The following is a 23,063-nucleotide window of genomic DNA, read 5'->3' on the forward strand; positions in this document are numbered from 1 at the left end:
TAAATGAAAAGCATTAGAATAGATATTACACCAAAACGTTACAAACTAGAAATTAATGGGTAGAATAATAGAACGGGATGGAAATACATAATTACGGTCAGTTAGTTGGGGATCGAATTATCTGAACTCTTAAAAAATAAGCAAGACCGAGGAGGAATTAGGATGAAACAGACGAATATGCCTGAAAAACATGGATTGTACGATCCGAAAAATGAACATGACGCTTGTGGTATTGGTTTTGTAGCGAATATCAAAGGGCGTTCTTCGCATAAAATTGTCGAGCAGGGAATTCACATGCTTTGTCAGCTGAAACATCGTGGCGGCGAAGTTGGCGGCGATACGGGCGATGGTGCGGGTATTCTTCTGGAAATTTCGGATGACTTCTTCCGCGATGCTTGTGCGAAAATAGATATTGTATTACCTGAAAAATATCAGTATGCGGTCGGGATGTTTAATTTCCCGCAAAACGAGGCGCAACGCAAAATTTTACAAGCGGCGACGGAGTGCTTTATCGAGCAAGAGGGGCAAACGTTCTTGGGCTGGCGCAAGTTGCCAACGGATGTGACGAAAGTCGGGCTGGGTGCGCAAAAAACGGAACCGGCTGTGTATCAACTTTTTATCGCGAAAGATGAGACGCTTAATGAGGAAGCTTTTGAGCGGAAATTATACTTAATTAGGAAACAAGTGGAGCGTTTTGCGGTGGGCGATGCGCGGATTACGGAAACGTTTTATGTGCCGAGTTTGTCGACGCGGACGGTTATTTTTAAAGGGATGTTGACGCCGGAACAGATTAATCAGTATTATTTGGACTTGGCGGATCCTGCTTATACGTCGGCTTACGCGCTGGTGCATTCGCGTTTTAGTACGAATACGTTTCCGAGTTGGGAACGGGCGCATCCATATCGTTATTTGATTCATAATGGTGAAATTAATACGCAGCGTGGGAATTTGAATTGGATGAAGGCTCGTGAGAAACGCGCGGAATCGGATTTGTTTGGCGCGGATTTGGCGAAGCTTTTGCCGGTTATTGATGAGGATGGGAGTGACTCGGCGACGCTGGATAATGCGCTAGAATTCTTGGTGCAAACGGGGCGGGCACTGCCTCACGCGGCGATGATGTTGATTCCAGAGCCTTGGGATAAAAATAAGGCGATGACCGATCCGAAACGGGCGTTTTATGAGTATCACAGCACGCTGATGGAGCCTTGGGATGGGCCGACGTCGATTTCGTTTACGAACGGGCGCGTGATTGGGACAATTTTGGACCGGAATGGTTTGCGTCCTGCGCGTTATTATGAGACGAAAGATCACACGATTATTTATTCTTCGGAGACGGGTGTTGTGCCAGTTGACCCGGAGGAAGTAATTCGCAAAGTGACGGTTGGCGCGGGTACGATGTTGTTAATCGATTTGGAAAAAGGCGAGATTATTTCGGATGATGTGATTAAATCGGAGTTGACGACGGATAAGCCGTATCGTGAATGGCTGGACGCGGAGTTGACGGAGATTGGAACGTTGACGGATAAGGATCGTTTGGAATATATTTCATTGAATAAGAAGGATTGCTTCAAGTTGCAGCGGGCGTTTGGCTATACGCAGGACGAGCTGAGCAAAATATTGATTCCGATGGTAACGGAGAAAAAGGATCCGATGGGGGCGATGGGTTACGATGCGCCGCTTGCTGTGCTTTCTTTCCGACCGCAGTTGTTGTTTAACTATTTCAAGCAGTTGTTTGCGCAAGTGACGAATCCGCCGATTGACGGGTTGCGTGAGGAGTCGGTTATTTCGACGATGACGCTTCTTGGGAATGAGGGCAATATCTTAAATCCGACGGCTGAAAATGCGAACCGAATCCGTTTGGAGACGCCGATTTTGTCTCGGAAACAGTACGCTTCGATTGCGTTACAGAAGAAATTTGCGAAACCGACAGCGTTCATTAATGCGTTGTTTAAGGCGGAGGAAAAGGAGAATTTGGCGGAAGTGCTGGATCGACTTTTTGCGGAAGCGGATGCGAAAATTGAGGCTGGAGCGGAGTTGCTCGTGATTACAGATGACGGCACGAACGATGAGTTTATCGGGATTCCGGCGCTACTCATCACGAGTGGTCTGCATCATCATTTGGTGAAACGGGGCACGCGGATGAAAGTGAGCTTGATTGTGAAAACAGCGGAGGCTCGCGACGTGCATCATTGTGCGATGCTGGTCGGCTACGGTGCAGACGCGATTTTCCCATATTTGGCGATCGATGTGTTTACGAATTTGATCAAAGATGGCCGTATTAAAGGCTTTACAGTTGATGAAGCGGAGTCGCGTTACATTCAGGCGATTACGGACGGGATTTTGAAGGTGATGTCAAAAATCGGCATTTCTACCGTGCAAAGTTATCGGGGCGCGCAGATTTTTGAAGCGATTGGCATTGGCAATGATGTGATTGCGGATTACTTCCCAGGAACGGCGTCGCAACTCGGCGGGATTCCACTGGAAGTCATTGCGCAAGAGTCATGGTTGCGTCACCGCGAGGCGTTTCATGATATCGGTTTCCAAGAGTTCACGTTGAACACAGGTGGCGAGTATCAATGGCGCTCGAACGGCGAATATCACGTTTTCAATCCGCTCGCGATCCATTCGTTGCAACAGGCGACGCGTGAAAACAATCGCGAAACGTACAATCTATACTCGGATTTAATGCAGAATCAAAATAACGCTTTCCTTCGCGGTTTGCTGACATTCAATTCGCATGGTCGCAAGCCGATTCCTATCGAAGAAGTAGAGCCTGCCGAAGCGATTTTCAAACGTTTCAAATCAGGCGCGATGTCCTACGGTTCGATCAGTCAAGAGGCGCACGAGTCGCTGGCGATTGCGATGAACCGAATTGGCGGGAAAAGCAACAGCGGGGAAGGCGGCGAAAATCCAGATCGGTTCGAGCGTGATGCAAACGGCGATTGGCGTCGGAGTGCAATCAAGCAAGTCGCATCTGGTCGGTTCGGCGTCACGAGTCACTATTTAGTGAACGCAGACGAGCTACAAATCAAGATGGCGCAAGGCGCGAAACCAGGTGAGGGCGGTCATTTGCCAGGCGAGAAAGTGTATCCATGGATTTCGAAAACCCGCGGATCAACGACGGGTGTAGGACTCATCTCACCACCACCACATCACGATATCTATTCCATCGAGGATTTATCCCAACTTATTTTCGACTTAAAAAATGCCAACAAGGACGCGCGGATCAACGTGAAACTCGTATCGAAAACGGGAATCGGCACGATCGCAGCGGGTGTTGCGAAAGGCTTTGCCGACGTGATCTTGGTCAGCGGTTATGAAGGCGGAACAGGTGCGGCGGCGCGGAGTAGTATTCGCCATACTGGTGTTCCGTGGGAAATCGGCTTGGCAGAGACGCATCAAACGTTGCTGCTGAACGGTTTGCGTAATCAAGTTGTCGTGGAAACGGACGGCAAACTGATGACCGGAAAAGACGTGCTCGTTGCCGCAATGCTCGGCGCGGAAGAATATGGTTTTGCGACGGCACCGCTTGTGACGCTAGGTTGCGTGATGATGCGCGTGTGTCATATGGATACGTGTCCCGTCGGAGTGGCGACGCAGAACCCAGAACTTCGCAAAAAATTCGGTGGTTCCGCAGATTACGTCGTGAATTTTTTCAACTTCATCGTTGCCGAAATGCGCGAAACGATGGCCGAACTTGGTTTCCGTAGCCTCGAAGAAATTATCGGGCACAAAGAATATTTGGAAACCCATGAACGCAAGGAATCGCATTGGAAAGCGAAACATCTCGACTTTTCCAATATGCTATATACGGACGAATTTTACCAAAATCAAGTCCAATTCTGTACAAAAGAACAAGACCATAAAATCGACCAAACGCTTGATATGCGCGAACTGAAAGCCGTTGTGGCGCCTGCGATTGAACGCGGGGAGAAAGTCACGGGACGCTTCCCAATTCGCAACATCGACCGGGCGGTGGGCACGATTACTGGTTCTTATATCAGCAAGAAATACGGCGCGGCTGGCCTCCCAGAAGACACGATCGACCTAACCTTCACGGGCGCGGCTGGTCAAAGCTTCGGCGCCTTCGCTCCAAAAGGCATGACGCTACGCATTGAAGGTGACGCGAACGATTACTTCGGAAAAGGCCTATCTGGCGCGAAACTCATCGTATCACCAGACGCAAAAACACCGATCGTCGCGCATAATTCAGCGATTGTCGGAAACGTAACGCTTTACGGCGCAACAGACGGCGAAGCTTACATTCACGGAAAAGCTGGCGCACGTTTTGCCGTTCGTAACAGTGGCGCAGACGTGGTTGTCGAAGGAATTGGCGATAACGGCTGCGAATATATGACTGGCGGAACGGTGGTTGTCCTCGGCGAAACCGGAGAGAATTTTGCAGCAGGGATGTCCGGCGGTGTGGCTTACGTTTACGCCCCAGACCAAGCCCATTTCAACGCAAAAGTGAATCCAGAACTCGTGACGTGTCGAGGGATTACGACACCTCGCGAAGAACGGAAACTACGCGAATTGGTAGAAAATCATGTGCGTTATACCGACAGCGAATTTGCCCGCAAACTACTGGCAAATTGGGAATGCGAAATCACCAATTTCGTCTACGTCATCCCGAACGAATTTGAAATCATGCTAACCCGCATCGAAAAACTAGAAGGCGAAGGCCAAACTCACGATTCGGCGGAACTTCAAGCGTTTTATGAGCACAAAGACGGATTACTGGTAGAAGTGACCAAATAAGAGGGGAGATGAAAAACAATGGGAAAACCGACAGGATTTATCGAATATGACCGAATTCCAAGTCCGGTCCGCGATCCACTAACACGGACGCGCGACTGGAACGAATATAGTTTACCAATGCCCGTAGCCGATTTACAAATACAAGCCGCGCGTTGCATGGATTGCGGCGTACCATTTTGCCACACCGGAGAAGAAATCAAAAACGGCGTATCTGGCTGCCCGCTACACAACTTGATTCCCGAGTGGAACGACGCCGTGTACCGCGGAGAATGGCGCGAAGCCTTAGATCTCCTTTTAAAAACAAATAACTTCCCAGAGTTCACTGGCCGCGTTTGCCCAGCACCATGCGAAGGCTCCTGCACCGTCGCGATTTCCGAGCCTGCAGTTGGCATTAAATCCATCGAAAAAGCGATTATCGACCGCGGTTTTGAAGAAGGCTGGATCAAAGCCCAAGCACCGCAAAAACGAACGGGAAAACGCATTGCGATCATCGGCTCCGGCCCAGCAGGACTTGCGTGCGCCGACCAGCTAAATAAAGCCGGTCACAACGTCACTGTTTTTGAAAAAAGCGACCGAATCGGCGGACTGCTCATGTACGGTATTCCGACGATGAAACTTGAAAAAGACGCGATTAACCGTCGCGTCAACCTGATGGCCGAAGAAGGCGTCGAGTTCGTGACCAATGTCGAAGCTGGAAAAGATATCACGATGGCGCAGCTAAAAGAAGAATACGATTCCGTCGTGCTAGCAACCGGCGCTGGAAATGCCCGCGACGTCAAACTTCCAGGCCGCGACGCAAAAGGCATCCATTTCGCCGTCGACTACCTCACACAAAGCATCAAAGACAATCTCGACAACAAAGGCGTTCAAACCATGTCCGCAGAAGGCAAAAACGTCATCGTCATCGGTGGCGGGGACACAGGCGCGGATTGCGTTGCGACAGCTCTAAGACAAGGCGCGAAAAGCATCTACCAATTCGGCTTACGAGACAAACTCCCAGACCTGCGTGCCATCCAAAACCCTTGGCCACAATTTCCAAAAGTGTTCCAAATGGACTACGCACACAGCGAAGCCCAAGCGGTCTATGGCGATGACCCACGCGAATACTTAGTCAACTCAACCGAATTCATTAAAAACGAACGAGGAGAACTGACAGGATTGCGCACGATTGACGTCGATCACGTTGACGCCAATCGCAACCTCCACGAAGTTCCGGGTTCCGAGAAAATATGGGACGCTGACATCGTGCTAATCGCCATCGGATTCGCCGGTGCGACCCCATCCGTTTTTGAAGATTTCAAAGTAGGCAAAACAAAACGCCACACGATAGAAGCAGCAAAAGGCTTTTACCGCACCGACGTAGAAGGAATCTTCGCATGTGGTGACGCAAGATACGGCCAAAGTTTAGTCGTGACTGCGATTAACGAAGGCCGTGAAGCCGCACGAGAAGTCGATTTCTATCTCATGGGCGAAACATTTCTACCATAATAAACAAAGAAGGCTCAAAAATCTGTCGACCGCAAGTAGCGTCAAAACTACAGTGCATCGACAGATTTTCTTTATGGACTGTTATGACAAGGTTTAGGTGGTATTTAAAAAAACTGAATGTAAGGCTAGGCAGGTAGAAAAGCCAATTTCGCTATCGGTCGACAGAAATGGACGCATGAGGTATGATGGGAGTATGGCTAAAATAGCACGGTTTTTTTATCTAAGTAATGTGAAATGTAAATTGATCCAGCGGAAGTAGCGATAATCATACGAGAAAGTTTTCATCCAAGTAATATGAAAAATGCTAGTTTGCTTGAAGTAATAATTAAATTTTCACTTAAACAATATAATACTAAAATACCCATCAAAATAATCTTTTTGTTGCGTTTTCCCTTGGTATTGTGTAATCTGAATAGGGAAGCTTTTCAGTTTTCAAAGCGTGTCTAGTAAAAAATGCAACCATACATAAAGGTGGGATCGATATGAAAAAAGAAAAAACTGTATGAACAGATCTGTTTACAATTATGATATATAAAGTAGTACTATTCTTTCTGGCAATCATTTCGTGCATCATTTATGTATTTACGAAAAAGAAAGATTAAACGCACAAATCTGACGTCCGCAAGTAGCTTTTCCAGTTACTCTTAGACGCCAGATTTTTTTATTTCACAAACGTAGTAAAGGTAGCTTCTTCTGTTTCTTGATAGTTATACATAGAGTAAGCAATAACATGGAGCTTATCGCCTTTTTTCAGTGGTGTACTAAGAGTCGGAATTGTATATCTGTCTCGCTCAAGTCTCGGAGCAGTATGGAAGGCTAATCCACGTGCACTAACCTCATTACCATTCACAAAAATACGCATATATGGAGCGCTTTCTGAGGTATTGATAGTGAATTGTGTTGCCCCCGCATAAGCTGTTTCGATAGACAATGTTCTCACTAAAGGTGTATTCTCATCAATTTTAAATGTTTTTCCAGTATACGAGATATTGTTGTGATCCTTGCTGTCAATACGAACGGTGTCACCTACTTTTAAGTTCAGGTTTGTGATGATCTGACTGTATTGTTGGCCATAAACCAAGTACTGATAAGCATTCACAGTTCTTGTCCCAATTTTTTGATTATTGATGTAGACGGTGAATTCTCTCGTGTTTGCAGTAATGTTAAATGTAATTTTCTCTTCATTTAAATCAATAGAGCGTACACTTAACTGTTCTGCTAAATTTGACGTTGGAGGTGTTGTTGGTTGTTCAGGTGAAGTAAGAGGTGGCAAGTTCCCAATCGCACTTCCACTAGGTGAGCTGTAGCTTGGTTGTTCAGATGTGCTTGGTGTTGCAGGTTGTTTCTGTGAATTAGTAGGTGGTGGTAAAATCCCAATTGCACTCGTCGCCTGTACCTCTTGACCATTCTGTAAAAGACCTCCAAGACTTAATACAGACATTCCGACAATTAGTAATGTCCCCGTTATTTTTTTCTTCATGTTCTATCAATCCCCTTTCATGGAATATACTGCTAATACTATAGAATGAAAATAAACTCGTTATTAAGTGATGATTAAATGTTTATTAAAATCAAAAAACTCTTTAAAGAACATAAAAATAGCAAATCGGAACCCAAGCGTTTAGCATTGATTTGGAATGCATCTCAACGTTTTAACTCCAACCAAATATACCGTTTTGCAAGTAATGTAAAAGCTACTCGCAAAACGGTATATGTTATCTAAAAGCTAGATGTCAGCGAGGGACATCTAGGCTTACGCTCTATGATTTTACTTTACGATAGTAGTGAAGTCACCTGTGTTTACAAGGACATCAGCTGTATTGAAGGTGAAACCAATAATTTGAACGCGATCTCCCTTTTTAAGAGGTGTGCTCAGTGGGTTTATTGTAAAGATATTTGGTGAAGTTCTTGAAGGAACGTGAACTATTAGAAATTCACCAGGAATTTCAGTACCATTAATAAAAATTCTCAAGTAAGGAGTATTCAGTAAAGCATTGATTGTGAATTGTGTATCTCCAGCATAGATTGTATTTGTCGCGAATGGCCGATTAAGCGGTACAGTTTTATCAATAACAAGGGTTTTCCCAGTATACAAAATATTATTGTTATCTTTGCTGTCTACGCGAATGGTATCACCAATCTTTAGCTTCAAATTTTTGACGATTTGGTTACGATGTGCGCCTTGTGATAGGAAATCATATCGACCAACCGTCTGTGTTTCGATTTTTTTATTATTGATGTAAGTCGTGTATTCTCTAGTGTTGGGAGTAGTATCAAATGCAAATAAACTCTCGTTCAAAGCAATATACTTCACACTCAACTCTTCGGCCTCACTTGGTATAGACGGAATTTCAGGTTCTTGAGGAGGAGAAGGTAAAATCCCAATTGCACTCGTCGCCTGTACCTCTTGACCATTCTGTAAAAGACCTCCAAGGCTTAATACAGACATCCCGACAATTAGTAATGTCCCCGTTATTTTTTTCTTCATGTTCTATCAATCCCCTTTCATGGAATATAACTTTTATACTATAGACTGAAAATAAACTTGCTGTTAAGTGATGATTAAATATTTATTAAAATGAGAAAATAATCTAAAAAACACGAAAAATGAAATGGAACATAAAATCCAGTCGTTTAAAATTGACTTGGAGTCCACTTCAGGGTTTAGACTTTACTGTAAGAAGCAAAAAAGCCACAGACTTTCCGACAGAAAATCAATAAAAGGGAGGAATTGCAAATGTCTAGCAGTAAAACCGCACAAGCCAACCATGATCAATTATTTCCAAATCACAAATCCGTATTAAAGGAAACAGATCCTGAGTTCACTGCACTTTTTGATAATTTTGCGTTTGATGAAGTTTTGCAGTATACGAAACTGACAATCAAACAACGCATGAAAGTGACGCTCGCGGCCTTAATCGCGATGCAATGCGTGAATGAATACAAAATAATGCTAAACGCGGCTTTAAGTATTGGCGTGATACCAATCGAAGCAAAAGAAATCGTCTATCAAGCTGTGCCATATGTCGGACTCGGAAAAGTATTCGATTTTTCACAAGTAACCAATGATATCCTGATAGAAAGAGGTGTACCCTTGCCGCTTGAAGGACAATCGAGAACAACTCCTGAAAATAGATACGAAAAAGGAGCGGAGGCAATCAGGTGTGTAGCGGGGGACAAGGTGGATAAAATGCATGAAACGATGCCTGAAAACCAAAAACATTTCGCCGTATTTTTAGCGGACAATTGTTTTGGTGACTATTTCACACGAGGCGGATTGGATGAAAAGGAACGCGAATTACTAATTTTTACGATGCTCGCTTCGATGGGAGGCGCCGACCAACAATTGAAAGGGCATATCACAAATAACATCCAAATCGGCAACGACAAGCAAGTCATGATTGACACTATCACCGTGCTGCTCCCGTTTATCGGTTATCCAAGAACGTTGACAGCGCTAAATTGTCTCAATGAAATCATACCAGAAGGAGAAAACGAATGAAAAAAACACTTTATCTGATGCGTCACGGTCAAACACTGTTCAATGTTCGGAAAAAGATTCAAGGATTCTGCGATGCACCACTGACGGAACTCGGTGTGTATCAAGCGAAAGTCGCGGGAGACTATTTCCGAACGAATGGCATTACATTCGGCGCGGCTTATAGCTCCACATCCGAACGAGCTTGCGACACGTTGGAATTGATTACTGCCATGGATTACAAACGGCTCAAAGGACTAAAAGAATGGAACTTCGGCACATTTGAGGGTGAAAGTGAAGATTTGAATCCACCATTACCGTACGGCGATTTTTTCGCAGGATACGGCGGGGAACGAGAAATGGATTTCCGCGCACGACTTGTGGAGACAATGGAAGCGATGATGAGTCAAGAAAATCACGACGTCGTTTTGGCAGTTTCTCATGGTGCCGCGTGTGCCCAGTTTGCACGAAATTGGGAAGCAAACAGTAAAATAGGCACGATAACCGGCTTGAAAAACTGCTGTATCCTGAAATTTGAATATGAAAACAGCAATTTTACACTCGTGGACTTTATGAATCACGATTTTACAAAAGCCTAGCCAATCTCTTCGCAAATTTTCCGATTTTCCGCTATACTAAAGGGGAGAACACATGAAGAAGGGAAGTTTTGTTATGAAGCTTGGTATTATGGGAACAAATTGGATTACAGATGCATTTGTAGAAGGTGCGATTAACTCCGGCGAATGGGAAATGAACGCGGTTTATTCACGCACTCTAGATAAAGCCTATGCCTTTGGTGAAAAATATAAAGTGGAAAACTATTTTGACGATATCGAAATGATGGCGAGTTCAGACGTGATTGATGCTGTTTATATTGCGTCACCAAACGCGATGCATTATGAACACGCGTTACATTTCTTACGTAATAAAAAACATGTTATCGTCGAAAAACCGATTTTTTCAACGGTTGCAGAATTAGAAGATGCGCATAAAGTAGCGAAGGAAAACGGCGTCTTTCTTTTTGAAGCGGCGCGTCACATTCAAGAACCGAACTTCAAAATATTGCAAGATAGCATTCAAAAAGTAGGGAAGCTTCACGGCGCAACATTGGCGTACATGAACTATTCCTCGCGTTATGACAACGTGCTTGCTGGCGAAGAACCAAACATTTTCTCGCTTAAATTTTCCGGTGGTTCGTTAGTGGATTTAGGCGTTTATCCGATGTACACGGCGGTTGCGCTGTTCGGTGTTCCAGAAAAAGCGACTTATTTTGCGACGAAATTACGCACAGGCGTTGACGGTGGAGGTCCAGTTATTTTTGAATATCCAGACTTCACGGTGACAATTTTGCAAGCTAAAATGTCGCAATCCTTCATGCCAAGCGAAATATACGGTGAAAAAGGTACGCTTGTGATCGATCCATTGACGGGCATTCAGAGCATCCAATACGCCGATAACCACACGAAGGAAATCGAGGAACTCGCGATGTCAACGATTCCAAACGATATGGAATTCGAAGCGACCGAGTTTGCTAGAATCATCAAAGAGACTGATACTTTGGCGTATGAGGACCTCGAAGACTTGAGTAAAGCAGTATTGCAAATCTCGAATGACCTACGCCACCAAAATGGTATTTGGTATAAAGTCGAGAAATAGTATAGAATAAATAGACTTTACGCAAAATAGGGAGTTATCGCGAATCCTATTTTTGGGTAAGAACTAGATTTTGTTTTACACAAATCGAGCGAAAGCGTTTGTATTCAGGGAGTTTGGTGGGAGCCGGAAGCGGAGCGTACGATTGTACGTAAGAACCGGAAGTCTGCCAAACTCTCTGAATGCGAGCGCTTGTCGCCGATTTTTTTGACTATCACACTATTTTGTTGATTTCAGGGAAACGTGGTATGATGGTACTATCGAATTTTAGAGGAAAAAGGAGTTTATTATGACGACAAAAGAAGTACCTGAAATCTGGGCTGAGCAGTGGAAAGCCCATAATTATGAGGAAATGACCGAAATTCAACAGCAATTATACGCGCCGATTAAAGAGGGCAAAGATGTCATCGCGGTTTCGCCGACTGGGACCGGGAAAACAGTGGCTTATTCGTTGCCTGCCATCGAGAAATTGGAAGTCAAACCGCATACGCAATGGCTTATTTTGGCACCATCTCATGAATTGGTTATGCAAATCGCGGATGTTGTTCGTTCGTGGTTACCAGCTGGTCTGAAAGTTATCGGCATCATCGGCAGTGCCAACATCAAGCGCCAAATCGACAACCTTAAAAAGAAGCCGCAAGTCATTGTCGGATCGCCAGGTCGTGTTTTGGAGTTGATTAAACAGAAGAAAATTAAGATGCATGAAGTGAAGATGATTACGCTCGATGAATGTGACCAACTTTTGATTCGTGAAAACGTTCCAACTGTGCTTGAAATCGTGAACAGCGCGATGCGTGACCGTCAATTAGTGATGGCATCGGCGACGAAATTGGATGATCCGATGATGTTTTATCGCAACAGTGAAATCGAGCCACTTATGATTGAAGCGAAAGCCGAAGAGAGTAACGCGAACGTGAACCATCTTTATATGGATGTGGAGCAGCCGCGTGATAAAGCGATTTTGCTGCGTCGAATATCGAATGTGGAAGGTATGCACGCGCTTGTTTTCGTGAAGGATAAAGTTCGGATGGATATCATTTTGGAGAAGTTACAGTATGACGGAGTTGCCGCTGCTGGAATTCACGGAGAAGTCGACAAAGAAAAGCGTAAAAAATACTTAGCGGCTTTCAAAAAAGCGGAATTGACGTATTTAGTCGTAACCGATGTTGCCGCGCGTGGTTTGGACATTCCCGATTTACCGTTCGTGATTCATTGTGACGTGGCGATGGATGCGAAACAATACACTCATCGTTCTGGACGCACAGGGCGGATGGGCAAAGAAGGTACGGTGCTCTCGTTTGCGAATGAACGCGAAGCCCGGACGCTGCGTCAATATCTGAAAGAATTAAACAAGGATCCGATTAAAGTTCGCTATTACGAGGGCGTCTTGACGGATGATTTTGAAACGAAAGCGAAACGTAAATAAAAAAACCTGTAGAATGAGGCACATCCGTGTGAAATGCTTCATTCTACAGGTTTTATTTATACTCTGAATCTGCCTTATTTCCAAATATACTATCCACATTTTCTTGAGACCACTCACCTAGCTGAAGGATTGTCGGATAACCTGAAGTGATTTTTTCATGACCCGCGATGGTATAAACGACTTTTGGCTTCAAAACATACCAAGCATAACGCTCAGGATCACCGCTCAATGCTAAGGTGCGAGACACGGATTTACCAGCTGGAACTGATGTAGTAAGTGTATGAAGATGCAATGCTGCGAGTTCTGCGGTCACGCTTTTTATGGTTACATCCTCTGATTTGTCATTATTTTGAATACCTAATGTATATTCATTCATTGCCGTCTGGACTGCGGCGCCGGTAAATTCGAGGTTTGTCGGAGGTGCATCATTGTTTACATCAAATACAAGCTTGCCGATATCGACAGTTACGGATGAATCCCCTGAAATAAGCCTCAATTTCTGCGCGTTGAAAATCCCAGCTTTATTTATTGTAATATCCAAACTTAAATAACCAAGTCCAGCTTTACCGTACTGGTTCGGCGTTTCGTTCACTTCGCCTACCTCAACTTCCACTTCACTTGCGTCAAAAATGACGGCAGAGATTTCGCCAATACTCGAATCGCCAAATAAAAATGGCAAACTTAGCGAAAAAGTCTCGCCTTTGTGTAGGGAAATATAAGCGTTGCCTTTCAAGAAAAATGGGTTTTCAATTGTAGGTATATTGATTTTACTGGCTTCTGTTGTTTCCGTGTTTTTGGGCTCCCAAAATACCGCTGAAATGACAACGAGCGCAAGGATAAGAATAATTGGAATCAGAAATTTGATCTTTTTCATCGGTGTATTTTCACTCCCTTTATGTAAATCATTTACAATATCATCATACCATCCCTGGATAAACTATAGTAATATCAAGTTAGAAATTTTATAAGCTAGTGATTTTTTAGTTTGCCGAATCACCTTTGTTACAGGTATAATAGGAGAATAGAGCTTTTAGTAAGGAGTCGGGGACATGCTTAGTAGAAGAGACGAAGTATTTAAGCTGCTGAATAGTGTAAACGGTAAATTGACGGCGAATGATGTTGCTGAGAAATTGCAAATGGACCGCGCGAATGCAAGCCGCTACTTGAACGAACTGTTTAAAGAGGAGCAAATCGAGAAACTTCCTGGAAAGCCGGTGCTTTACCGAGCGTTCACAAAAGAGGAGGCGAGACCAGGGATTGGCAGTACGCAGACGGCTTTTGACAGACTGATTGGATCTTCGCAAAGTTTGAAAGTTAGTATTCAACAAGCGAAAGCGGCGATTCTTTATCCGCCGAATGGTTTACATACATTAATTCTTGGGAAAACAGGTACAGGGAAGTCCTTATTTGCCGAGTGCATGTACAAGTTCGCTCGCGAGGCCGAGATGGTTAGCAAAAACGCGCCATTCGTCTCGTTCAACTGTGCGGACTATGCGCAAAATCCGCAGTTGCTTTTTGGTCATATTTTTGGTGTGATTAAGGGGGCATACACTGGGGCGGAGCAGACACGCGAGGGCCTACTTGCAAAAGCGGATGGCGGTATTTTGTTTTTAGATGAGATTCATCGGTTGCCACCAGAAGGTCAGGAAATGTTATTCACGTTCATCGATAAAGGCGAGTATCGGCCACTTGGTGAAAGCCAAGCTGTGCACACCGCGGAAGTGCAGATTATCGGCGCGACGACGGAATCACCGGATAATTTCTTATTAGAAACGTTCACGAGACGGATTCCGATGACGATCACGTTACCGCCACTTGCAGAACGGCAATTAGAAGAACGCTATCAGCTAATTGAATTTTTCTTGTCACAAGAAGCAACCCGTTTACACCAGACAATTCGTGTTCACCGCCAAGCCTTGATGGCATTTTTGTTATATCACGCGAGCGCCAACGTTGGACAGCTACAACGTGATTTGAAACTGGCATGTGCGAAGGCATTTTTACATTATAAAACAAAAGCAACGAACTATATTTTAATTGAGCAGGACGATTTGCCGATTTATGTCCAAAAAGGTTTGCTTCATTTGAAAGACGAGCCGGAGAAGATGAACCGGTTGATTGATGTGAACAAGACGATTTTTAAATTTTATGATACGAGTGAAGCGAATGATATCGCGATTGAAGATGTGGATGATGTGTACCAAGCGATCCAGACGAAGGCCGACCAGTTAATGAAAGAAGGGAAGGACCAGTCGGAGCTTGAGGAAGCGCTTTACATGGATGTTGACCAGTATTTTCATGAATATATGGGGCAACTGCCAACGCAACAATCGGCGAAGGAGATCATTAGCCCAGAAATCTGGCAACTCACCGATCAAGTTTACGCCTTAGCAGAACAGCGCTTAGAACGTAAGTATAATGAGAAAATGCGTTTTGCGTTTGCGCTTCATTTGCAAAGTACCATCGAGCGGATTCGCGAACAAAAACATATTGTTCACCCAGATTTAAATAATGTCCGCAAAAAATACTCGAAAGAATTCCAAGCAGCGATTGATATTTCAGCGTTATTGGAACAATCGCTAAGCATCGAAATTCCTTTTGATGAAATCGGTTTTTTGACGATGTTTTTGACTGAGGAAGTCGTGGAATCGATTTTTACACAGGAGGCGCTGGTCGAAGTTATTGTCATGATGCACGGCCGCTCGACTGCAACAAGTATGGTAGAGACGGTTCAAGAACTCCTCAACATTGAGTCTGGTACAGCGATGGATATGCCACTATCGGTCGAAGTTAAAGCGATGTATGAGAAAGTCAAAGCCAAAGTTCAGCAACTAAATCCGACAAAAGGTGTGCTTATTTTATCAGATATGGGTTCACTGACGTCGTTTGGTAATATGTTGACCGAAGAACTTGGCATCCGCACGAAAACAGTCAGTATGGCAAGCACGCCTGTTGTGCTAGAAGCTATCCGTAAAGCCTCACTGGGACGCGGTTTGGAAGATATCTATCAAAGCTGTCAGCAACTTTTTGAAAATAAACACAAGGCACAAATTTTACGAACCAAGCCAACGAAGAACGCGGTTATCTTCACTTGTTTCACGGGAGAAGGCGTTGCAGAACAATTGCGATCTCGCGTGGCTCCAGTCATTGATGAATCAAAAGTAGAAATCATTGTCTTGCAATTTTTGCATAAAGAAGCATTCCGGGAACGCATTGATCAGTTAATGGAAGAATACAATATTTTAGCAATCATGGGTTCCGTTGAATTCCAATACCGCGAAATTCCGTTTTTCAGCGCATTAGAGGTATTTTCCGAAGGTGGTCTGGACATCGTGAAGCGGATTATCAACGACGAAGTACCATATGAACAGCTGATTTCTTCATTAGAAGGCAATTTGAAAGAAGTCGAATCACCAGAACAACTTGTCTATTTCTTACGCAAAATCATTTCGGAATTACAAATCCAGATGAACTTGGTGCTGGAACCGGGCGTGGATATCGGTATCATTTTGCATCTGGCCTTCCTTGTTGAACGAATGAAACTCGGCGGCGTTGATCGCGAATTTCCGAACATTGATGATTTCACGAAGCAACACATGATTGAAATGCAAATCACGCAACAAATGATGGAAAACGTCAATTTGGAGTATAATATCATCGTTCCAGAGTCAGAAATCGCGTATCTAACCCAAATGATGACGGCAAACAAGATTATTATAAAAGAAAACTAACCCAACGAGACAAGTGTGTACATAATTTACACACTTGTCTTTTGTTCATGTGTAAGCGCAAAAACGGCTTTTTATAGCGTTTTTCTCGGATTTTAAAAGTTGGCACGGAACTTGCATTTATAAGAGTGAGGGTTAAGAAATAGCGTTTTAGGGAGGATGAATCGAAGTGAAAACAATCATGTTAGTTTGTTCCGCGGGTATGTCAACCAGTTTGCTAGTTACAAAGATGGAGAAGGCGGCAGAAGACAAAAATCTCGAAGCCAAAATTTTTGCAGTATCAGAAGCGGAGGCGCCAGATAATATTGAGAAAATCGACGTCTTACTATTAGGACCACAAGTTAGGTTCCTAGAAAGCAAATTCAAGAAAAAACTAGAACCACTTGGAAAACCCGTCGCAGTCATTAACAGTATCGATTACGGGATGATGAACGGCGAAAAAGTTTTAGACCAAGCACTAACTTTACTTGGGGAATAAGCGGTACATTGTGACTGCTTAAATATAGGAGGGGGCAAACGTCTCGTCCAAAATAAAATTATTGGGGGAAATACAAATGAATGGTTTTATCGCATTTATGGAAAAATACTTTATTCCTTATGCAGCCAAAGTCGGTGGGCAGCGTCATCTAGTTGCTATCCGTGATGGTTTCATTTCAACAATGCCATTAATGATCTTGGGGTCATTAGGGACATTAATCAACAACTTACCAATCCAAGCTTACCAAGACTTCATGAATAACTTATTTGGGGAAGCGCTTTGGAAATCTTTTGGGGGAAATATTTGGAACGGTACTTTCGCGATTCTAGCACTTTTAACTGCTTTTACTGTAGCTTATAACCTAGCGAAATCATATGATAAAGATGCTTTATCAAGTGGTGTTGTATCTGTTTCTTCTTTCTTTGCCATTGGTGGTTTAACTGGACTTAGCTCATCAGGACTATTTTTAGCTCTTATTGTAGCTTTGCTTTCAACAGAATTATTCACACGCTTAAGTGGAAATCAAAAACTTATTATCAAGATGCCAGACGGTGTTCCACCAGCGGTATCTAGATCATTCGCAGCACTTTTCCCAGCGATGATTACAGTAAGTATTTTCGCAATGTTTACAACGATCCTTTTTGGACTTGGGGTAAAAGATATCGTTGGCGAATTCTACAAATTAATCCAAGAACCGTTCATGGGTCTTGCGAATACATTGCCAGCAGCGCTATTACTTGCATTTATTTCTTCATTCCTATGGTTCTTCGGACTTCACGGTGCGAACATTATCGAGCCATTCATGCAAACAATCAACGTTGATGCGATCGCTAAAAACGTTATCGCAATCAACCATGGTTTAGAAGCTCCTTATATCGTTAACAAACCTTTCTTTGACTCTTTCGTCAACTTAGGTGGTACTGGTGCAACGATTGCAATCATTATTTCGGTATTCCTATTTGGTCGCCGCAATAAGCAATACGTTACTGTATCAGGACTAGCTTCAGCTCCTGGACTATTCAACATCAACGAACCATTAATGTTTGGTCTACCGATTGTGTTAAATCCAATCCTATTCGTACCTTACATCTTGGCTCCACTAGTGCTTGTAACAATCGCTTACTTCGCGACATCATGGGGAATGGTACCAGCAGCAACAATCGTAACACCTTGGACAACACCACCGATTATTGGTGGGGTACTCGCAACACAAAGTTGGACAGGTGGAGTTCTAGCCGCAGTCAATATCGCTGTCGCCGTACTCATCTACGCACCATTTATTAAAGTAGCAGAAATTCAAGAAATTCGTCGTGAAAAAGCAGCCGCAGCCGGCGAACCGACTGAAGATAACTTTTGATTAGAAGTGCTGACCACGCCCGTTAGCTCCGAAAGAAACTGGAACAGGCGTAATAAAATCCCGTAATTGGATTTTAAGGAGGCTGTGAAGTTTCCGAGGAGCTGGCGTGAGGAAGCCGGACAATGAGAAGTGCTGACCACACCGTTTAGCTTCGAAAGAAATTGTTAGAGGGCGCAGAAAAAGTCCTCTCTGACTTTTACGGAGGCCACGAAATTTCCGAGAAGCTGGTGTGAGGAAGCCGGACAAAGAACAAAATGGATTACATGTTCACTTTGTTCACATGCATATGGAGGCTCTAGGTAAGCAAAGAACGCTTACTAAAAGGCTCAACAAATACACGCAAGGATGTGGAACTTAATGGAAGAACTAGAATTGACAATTATGAATCTAATCATGTTTGGTGGTAACGCAAAAAGCGATGCCATGCTAGCAATCGATGCAGCTAAAAAAGGTGACTTTGCTTTAGCCGATGAACAAATCCAAAAAGCAGAACAATCACTACTTGAAGCACATCATTCCCAAACAAAACTAATTCAAGGTGAAGCTCGCGGCGAGAAGACAGAAGTTTCTTTACTTCTAGTTCACGCGCAAGATCACTTGATGAACGCTATTACTTTCAAAGATTTAGCAATCGAAATTGTAGAGTTATATCGCGTTAAATAATTATAAAAATGGGGGTGAGGATTTTTCCTCATCCCCATTTTAAATATATGTAGAGAGGAAGTTTACTTATTATGAGAAAATTAGGTATTTCAGTATTCCCGCAACATGCGCCACTAGAGGACTCGTTAAATTACATCGAGACTGCCGCAAAATATGGTTTTAGTCGTATTTTCACATGTTTAATTTCAGCGAATGACGAAGAAGAGTTTGCAAAATTAGAAACGATTTGCCAAACAGCAAATAAGTTGGGCTATGAAGTTATTGCTGATGTGGACCCTGGCGTTTTTGCTTCACTAAACCTGACATATCAGGACTTAGGACGTTTTAAAGAATTAGGATTATCCGGTCTGCGTTTAGATTTAGGTTTTTCTGGTGCGGAAGAAGCGGCGATGTCTTTTGACGATAATGATTTGCAAATCGAACTAAACATCTCTAATGGAACGAAATACGTGGATAATATCTTGTCATATCAAGCCAATACGGCAAATATTATCGGTTGTCATAACTTCTATCCGCGTCGTTATACAGCGCTTTCTCGCGAACATTTCCTTCGCACAAGCGCCCAATTCAAAAAATATAACTTGCGGACAGCAGCTTTCGTATCTTCCAACGCAGGGAAATTTGGACCATGGTTTGTTGTAGATGGCGGACTTCCAACATTAGAGGAGCACCGCGGTATGTCGATTACGGTTCAAGCAAAAGATCTATGGAACACGGGCTTGATCGATGACGTGATTATTGGCAACATGTACGCGTCCGAAGAAGAATTAAAAGCGCTTGGCGAACTCAACCGTAATGAACTTGAGCTTGCTGTAGAATTTTTAGATGGTGCAACAGACGTCGAAAAAGAAATCGTGACTACGCAAAAGCATTTCAATCGTGGCGATGCTTCCGAATACGTATTGCGTTCAACCATGACGCGTGTTAACTTTAAACAACATGATTTCCCAGCGCATGATACGGACACAATCGAACTTGGTGACGTAACCATTGATAACAACGGCTATGAACGCTATAAAGGCGAAATGCAAGTGGCCCTTCGCGAAATGGAGAACTCCGGCAACACGAATATCGTTGGTCGAGTGATTCCAGAAGAACGCTATTTGCTAAAAACAATCCAATCATGGCAACATTTCCGTTTGAAAGAACATAAATAAGATAGAAAAATACAAGCCAAGTACTGTAAAAAGTGCTCTGGCTTGTATTTTTTATTGCAGTCTTCAAACCTCCCATGTATAATCGGACGTGAGGAAATATATGAGGGGTGTGAAGAATGAAAAAAATCTGGGGTATTTTTATACTCGATTGGCGTCGGCTTTTTAAGGCTCCAATTGCTTTGACACTTGTACTTGCGCTCGTCATTTTGCCATCTCTGTATGCATGGTTTAATATCGAAGCGCTTTGGGATCCATATTCCAACACATCAGGGATCAAAGTCGCCGTTGTTATCGAGGACGAAGGCGCAGAAATTACGGTACCGGGAAAAAGTCCGCAAACAATTAATGTCGGCACACAACTCAAAGAGCAACTGAAGAAGAACGATTCGCTAGGCTGGACCTTCACAACAGAAGATAAGGCTAAAGAAGGTGTGAAAAAAGGGGATTACTACGCAGCTATTTTCATTCCGTCCGATTTTTCGAAAGATATCGTTTCGGTGGTAGGCGGGGATCCAACGAAGCCAACGATCAATTATACGGTGAACGAGAAAATAAACGCGATTGCCCCGAAAATAACGGATAAAGGCGCGTCGACAATTGTTGACCAAATCAGCTCGGAATTCGTCGATAAAGTCAGCAGTTCTGTTCTCTCAGAGCTTAACCAAGCAGGGATTGATCTGGAAAATGAGTTGCCAACTTTGCGCCATATCAAGGATAAAGTTTTCCAAGTGAAGCAGAGTATGCCACAGATTATCGAGATGGGCAAGCAGGCTGTTATTTTAGAAGGAAAGTTACCTGATTTGAAGGCAAAAGCGAACCAAGTGACGGAGCTAAATAAGAGTATGCCACAAATCGATGCGGCCGTACAAGACTTGTTACGCATCGAATCACAGTTACCGCAGCTCGATAAATTAGGTGAAGATATTCTTGTATTGCAACAGAAAATCCCAGAAATCAAGCGAATCGCGACGGACGTAAAAGCGGTCAATGCTAATTTTGGAACGATTCAAAAAACGGTCAATGATGCGCTGTCTGAATCCACGAAAGCGCTAGGCATCATTTCAGACGCAGAAAAAGCCCTGCCAACTGTCAAAAAGATTGCTGACGATGGTTCCAAATACGCGAATAAGGTGACCGATTTTACAAAGCAAGTCGATCAGTCCTTTCAAACGGTGGCCCCAGCGATTAAGCAAAACCTGATTTTGCTACAACAAGTCACGAATAACGTCTACGAGCTAACGGAAGCACTCAAAAATGGAAGTATCGATCCAGCCAAAGTCATCACAGTCATCGATCAAATCGATACCCAGCTAACGAGCGCCAATACGATGCTGACGAAACAAATCGAGTTATTGACATCTTTAAATGAAACATTGCCAAACAAACCGCTAACAGGCTTTATAAGCGACCTAAAGGCAATGCAAGAGGACTTAGTGACGCAGCAACAAACACTGGCAGAAATCGAAAAAATCATCCAATCAGGCGAAGAACCTAGCCAAGCCTTACTTGACCAATTAAACGCCGAGTCCAAGAAGGTGAGCGATGACTTAGCCACGATTATCAGTGAATATGATTCCAAGATTGTGCCAACCATCAACGCGGCACTAAAAGAAATCAGTGCAGATTTGGCAAAAAGTAGCGCGTTACTCGATGGGGCTAAAGCCAAGTTACCAGACATTGCATCAATTCTCCAAAACGCCAATCAAACACTCGTAACAAGCCAAACATACCTAAAAGAATTTCAGAAACGATTGCCAGAATTGCAACAAACGTTAAGCGATGCGACGGCATTCATCGATACGAAACTCGACACAGTAATTAGTGGTATCAACACAGCCGCAGCCTTTTATAAGTCAGACTATCCAGACGTAAAAGCTAAAATCCACAAGGCAGGCGACTTCGTTCGAAACGATTTACCGACACTAGAAACTGAAATAAATAACGCGGCAAAATTGATTGAGCAAAAGTTCCCAGAATTTGAAAAAGCCGTCAAAGTTGCAGCCGATTTATCTAGAACGGAGCTACCACAATTCGAGCAAGCTATCAACAAAGCAGCGTCACGTATCAACGAATTCGACCAAAATTACGATATGCAGCAAATCATCGCTTTCCTCAGAAATGACGTTAAAAAAGATAGTGACTTTATCGCGCATCCAATCCAGCTAAAGGAGACAAAAGACTATCCAATTCCCAATTACGGATCAGCCAGCTCTCCATTCTATACAGCGCTGTGTTTGTGGGTTGGAGCCTTACTACTCATCTCACTATTACGCGTAGATGTCGAAGTACCACGAGGCATTTTCAATCACCATCATGTCTATTTTGGCAGATTGCTCACGTTCCTATCGATAGGTCTCGCGCAAGCTCTAATTGTCACACTAGGCAACATTTTTTTGCTTGGTGTATCCGTCGCAAGCCCAGTCTACCACGTCCTGTTCAGCATGTTTATCAGCGTTGTCTTCATGATTATCGTTTACACACTTGTTTCGCTGTTCAACAACGTCGGAAAAGGAATCGCAATCATCCTACTCGTCTTGCAGATATCAGGAGCAGGCGGGAACTTCCCGATTCAAGTGTCGCCGCCATTTTTCCAAGCGATCTATCCATTCCTACCATTCACTTACGCGGTGGGGCTGATTCGAGAAAGCGTCGGCGGTATATATTGGCCAAACGCAACACACGATATCATGATGCTCTCGATATTTGGCATTGTATTCATCTTACTTGGAATTCTACTGAAAAAACCATTAGACAAAATCATCCCTGGGCTCTCAGCGAAAGCTAAAAAAAGTAAATTAATTCACTAATAAGGAAATATGAAAAGGATCTGGTAATAAAACCAGATCCTTTTTCGTCGTATAAACCACCAGAAGTAAC

The 23,063-nt window shown here is 43.6% G+C and carries 15 protein-coding genes; 12 read left to right on the forward strand and 3 right to left on the reverse strand.

Features of this window, described 5'->3' with window-relative positions; translation table 11 throughout:
* Positions 1 to 162: 162 nt before the first annotated feature.
* Both gltB and HPK16_RS11140 read left to right on the forward strand, forming a co-directional pair.
* Entirely contained in the window at positions 163 to 4,758 is a 4,596-nt protein-coding gene (gltB, locus tag HPK16_RS11135; RefSeq protein ID WP_181677030.1) for a glutamate synthase large subunit, read from the forward strand.
* A gap of 18 nt (positions 4,759 to 4,776) precedes the next feature.
* Positions 4,777 to 6,246 (forward strand): glutamate synthase subunit beta, encoded by a 1,470-nt coding sequence (locus HPK16_RS11140; protein WP_181677031.1) that lies wholly within the window; start codon positions 4,777 to 4,779, stop codon positions 6,244 to 6,246.
* A gap of 661 nt (positions 6,247 to 6,907) precedes the next feature.
* On the opposite strand, the gene HPK16_RS11145 is transcribed toward HPK16_RS11140, so the two are convergent.
* Positions 6,908 to 7,726, reverse strand: a complete 819-nt coding sequence (locus tag HPK16_RS11145) for a hypothetical protein (RefSeq protein ID WP_181677032.1) — start codon at positions 7,724 to 7,726, stop codon at positions 6,908 to 6,910.
* A 288-nt stretch (positions 7,727 to 8,014) separates the two neighbouring features.
* Complete coding sequence (locus tag HPK16_RS11150; RefSeq protein WP_181677033.1) at positions 8,015 to 8,734, reverse strand: hypothetical protein; 720 nt, start codon at positions 8,732 to 8,734, stop codon at positions 8,015 to 8,017.
* A gap of 249 nt (positions 8,735 to 8,983) precedes the next feature.
* On the opposite strand from HPK16_RS11150, the gene HPK16_RS11155 reads away from it, so the two are divergent.
* From HPK16_RS11155 to HPK16_RS11170, 4 genes are all read left to right on the forward strand, one after another.
* A complete protein-coding gene (locus HPK16_RS11155) occupies positions 8,984 to 9,748 on the forward strand; it encodes a carboxymuconolactone decarboxylase family protein (protein WP_181677034.1) in 765 nt (254 codons plus the stop codon).
* Positions 9,745 to 10,323 (forward strand): histidine phosphatase family protein, encoded by a 579-nt coding sequence (locus tag HPK16_RS11160; protein ID WP_181677035.1) that lies wholly within the window; start codon positions 9,745 to 9,747, stop codon positions 10,321 to 10,323. The genes HPK16_RS11155 and HPK16_RS11160 overlap by 4 nt, the downstream gene beginning before the upstream one ends.
* Before the next feature lie 73 nt (positions 10,324 to 10,396).
* On the forward strand, positions 10,397 to 11,380 hold the full coding sequence (locus tag HPK16_RS11165; protein WP_181677073.1) for a Gfo/Idh/MocA family protein: 984 nt from the start codon (positions 10,397 to 10,399) through the stop codon (positions 11,378 to 11,380).
* A 286-nt stretch (positions 11,381 to 11,666) separates the two neighbouring features.
* Positions 11,667 to 12,803: a DEAD/DEAH box helicase gene (locus HPK16_RS11170; RefSeq protein WP_181677036.1), complete on the forward strand. Its 1,137-nt coding sequence runs from the start codon at positions 11,667 to 11,669 to the stop codon at positions 12,801 to 12,803.
* Positions 12,804 to 12,855: 52 nt separating this feature from the next.
* On the opposite strand, the gene HPK16_RS11175 is transcribed toward HPK16_RS11170, so the two are convergent.
* Positions 12,856 to 13,677 (reverse strand): hypothetical protein, encoded by an 822-nt coding sequence (locus tag HPK16_RS11175; protein ID WP_181677037.1) that lies wholly within the window; start codon positions 13,675 to 13,677, stop codon positions 12,856 to 12,858.
* Between the two features lie 175 nt (positions 13,678 to 13,852).
* Between HPK16_RS11175 and HPK16_RS11180 the strand changes: the two genes are divergently transcribed.
* The 6 genes from HPK16_RS11180 to HPK16_RS11205 all read left to right on the forward strand — a co-directional run bounded on the left by HPK16_RS11180 (position 13,853) and on the right by HPK16_RS11205 (position 22,993).
* Entirely contained in the window at positions 13,853 to 16,534 is a 2,682-nt protein-coding gene (locus tag HPK16_RS11180) for a sigma-54-dependent transcriptional regulator (RefSeq protein WP_181677038.1), read from the forward strand.
* A gap of 166 nt (positions 16,535 to 16,700) precedes the next feature.
* Positions 16,701 to 17,009 carry a PTS sugar transporter subunit IIB gene (locus tag HPK16_RS11185; protein WP_181677039.1) on the forward strand — a complete coding sequence of 103 codons (309 nt, stop codon included), beginning with the start codon at positions 16,701 to 16,703 and terminating at the stop codon, positions 17,007 to 17,009.
* 76 nt (positions 17,010 to 17,085) lie between these two features.
* Complete coding sequence (locus HPK16_RS11190; RefSeq protein WP_181677040.1) at positions 17,086 to 18,366, forward strand: PTS sugar transporter subunit IIC; 1,281 nt, start codon at positions 17,086 to 17,088, stop codon at positions 18,364 to 18,366.
* A 357-nt stretch (positions 18,367 to 18,723) separates the two neighbouring features.
* The gene (locus HPK16_RS11195; RefSeq protein WP_036067278.1) at positions 18,724 to 19,029 is read left to right on the forward strand and encodes a PTS sugar transporter subunit IIA; all 306 of its coding nucleotides are present in this window, start codon (positions 18,724 to 18,726) and stop codon (positions 19,027 to 19,029) included.
* Positions 19,030 to 19,100: 71 nt separating this feature from the next.
* Positions 19,101 to 20,186, forward strand: a complete 1,086-nt coding sequence (locus HPK16_RS11200) for a DUF871 domain-containing protein (protein ID WP_181677041.1) — start codon at positions 19,101 to 19,103, stop codon at positions 20,184 to 20,186.
* Between the two features lie 116 nt (positions 20,187 to 20,302).
* Positions 20,303 to 22,993 (forward strand): YhgE/Pip domain-containing protein, encoded by a 2,691-nt coding sequence (locus HPK16_RS11205; protein WP_181677042.1) that lies wholly within the window; start codon positions 20,303 to 20,305, stop codon positions 22,991 to 22,993.
* Positions 22,994 to 23,063 lie beyond the last annotated feature (70 nt).

The sequence above is a fragment of the Paenilisteria rustica genome (assembly GCF_013820765.1).
Classification (GTDB): domain Bacteria; phylum Bacillota; class Bacilli; order Lactobacillales; family Listeriaceae; genus Listeria_A; species Listeria_A rustica.

Bases quoted from the DNA above. Each gene is read 5' to 3' on its own strand.
- gltB (WP_181677030.1), top strand. From the start codon at position 163: ATGAAACAGACGAATATGCCTGAAAAACATGGATTGTACGATCCGAAA.
- HPK16_RS11140 (WP_181677031.1), top strand. From the start codon at position 4,777: ATGGGAAAACCGACAGGATTTATCGAATATGACCGAATTCCAAGTCCG.
- HPK16_RS11145 (WP_181677032.1), bottom strand. From the start codon at position 7,726: ATGAAGAAAAAAATAACGGGGACATTACTAATTGTCGGAATGTCTGTA.
- HPK16_RS11150 (WP_181677033.1), bottom strand. From the start codon at position 8,734: ATGAAGAAAAAAATAACGGGGACATTACTAATTGTCGGGATGTCTGTA.
- HPK16_RS11155 (WP_181677034.1), top strand. From the start codon at position 8,984: ATGTCTAGCAGTAAAACCGCACAAGCCAACCATGATCAATTATTTCCA.
- HPK16_RS11160 (WP_181677035.1), top strand. From the start codon at position 9,745: ATGAAAAAAACACTTTATCTGATGCGTCACGGTCAAACACTGTTCAAT.
- HPK16_RS11165 (WP_181677073.1), top strand. From the start codon at position 10,397: ATGAAGCTTGGTATTATGGGAACAAATTGGATTACAGATGCATTTGTA.
- HPK16_RS11170 (WP_181677036.1), top strand. From the start codon at position 11,667: ATGACGACAAAAGAAGTACCTGAAATCTGGGCTGAGCAGTGGAAAGCC.
- HPK16_RS11175 (WP_181677037.1), bottom strand. From the start codon at position 13,677: ATGAAAAAGATCAAATTTCTGATTCCAATTATTCTTATCCTTGCGCTC.
- HPK16_RS11180 (WP_181677038.1), top strand. From the start codon at position 13,853: ATGCTTAGTAGAAGAGACGAAGTATTTAAGCTGCTGAATAGTGTAAAC.
- HPK16_RS11190 (WP_181677040.1), top strand. From the start codon at position 17,086: ATGAATGGTTTTATCGCATTTATGGAAAAATACTTTATTCCTTATGCA.
- HPK16_RS11195 (WP_036067278.1), top strand. From the start codon at position 18,724: ATGGAAGAACTAGAATTGACAATTATGAATCTAATCATGTTTGGTGGT.
- HPK16_RS11200 (WP_181677041.1), top strand. From the start codon at position 19,101: ATGAGAAAATTAGGTATTTCAGTATTCCCGCAACATGCGCCACTAGAG.
- HPK16_RS11205 (WP_181677042.1), top strand. From the start codon at position 20,303: ATGAAAAAAATCTGGGGTATTTTTATACTCGATTGGCGTCGGCTTTTT.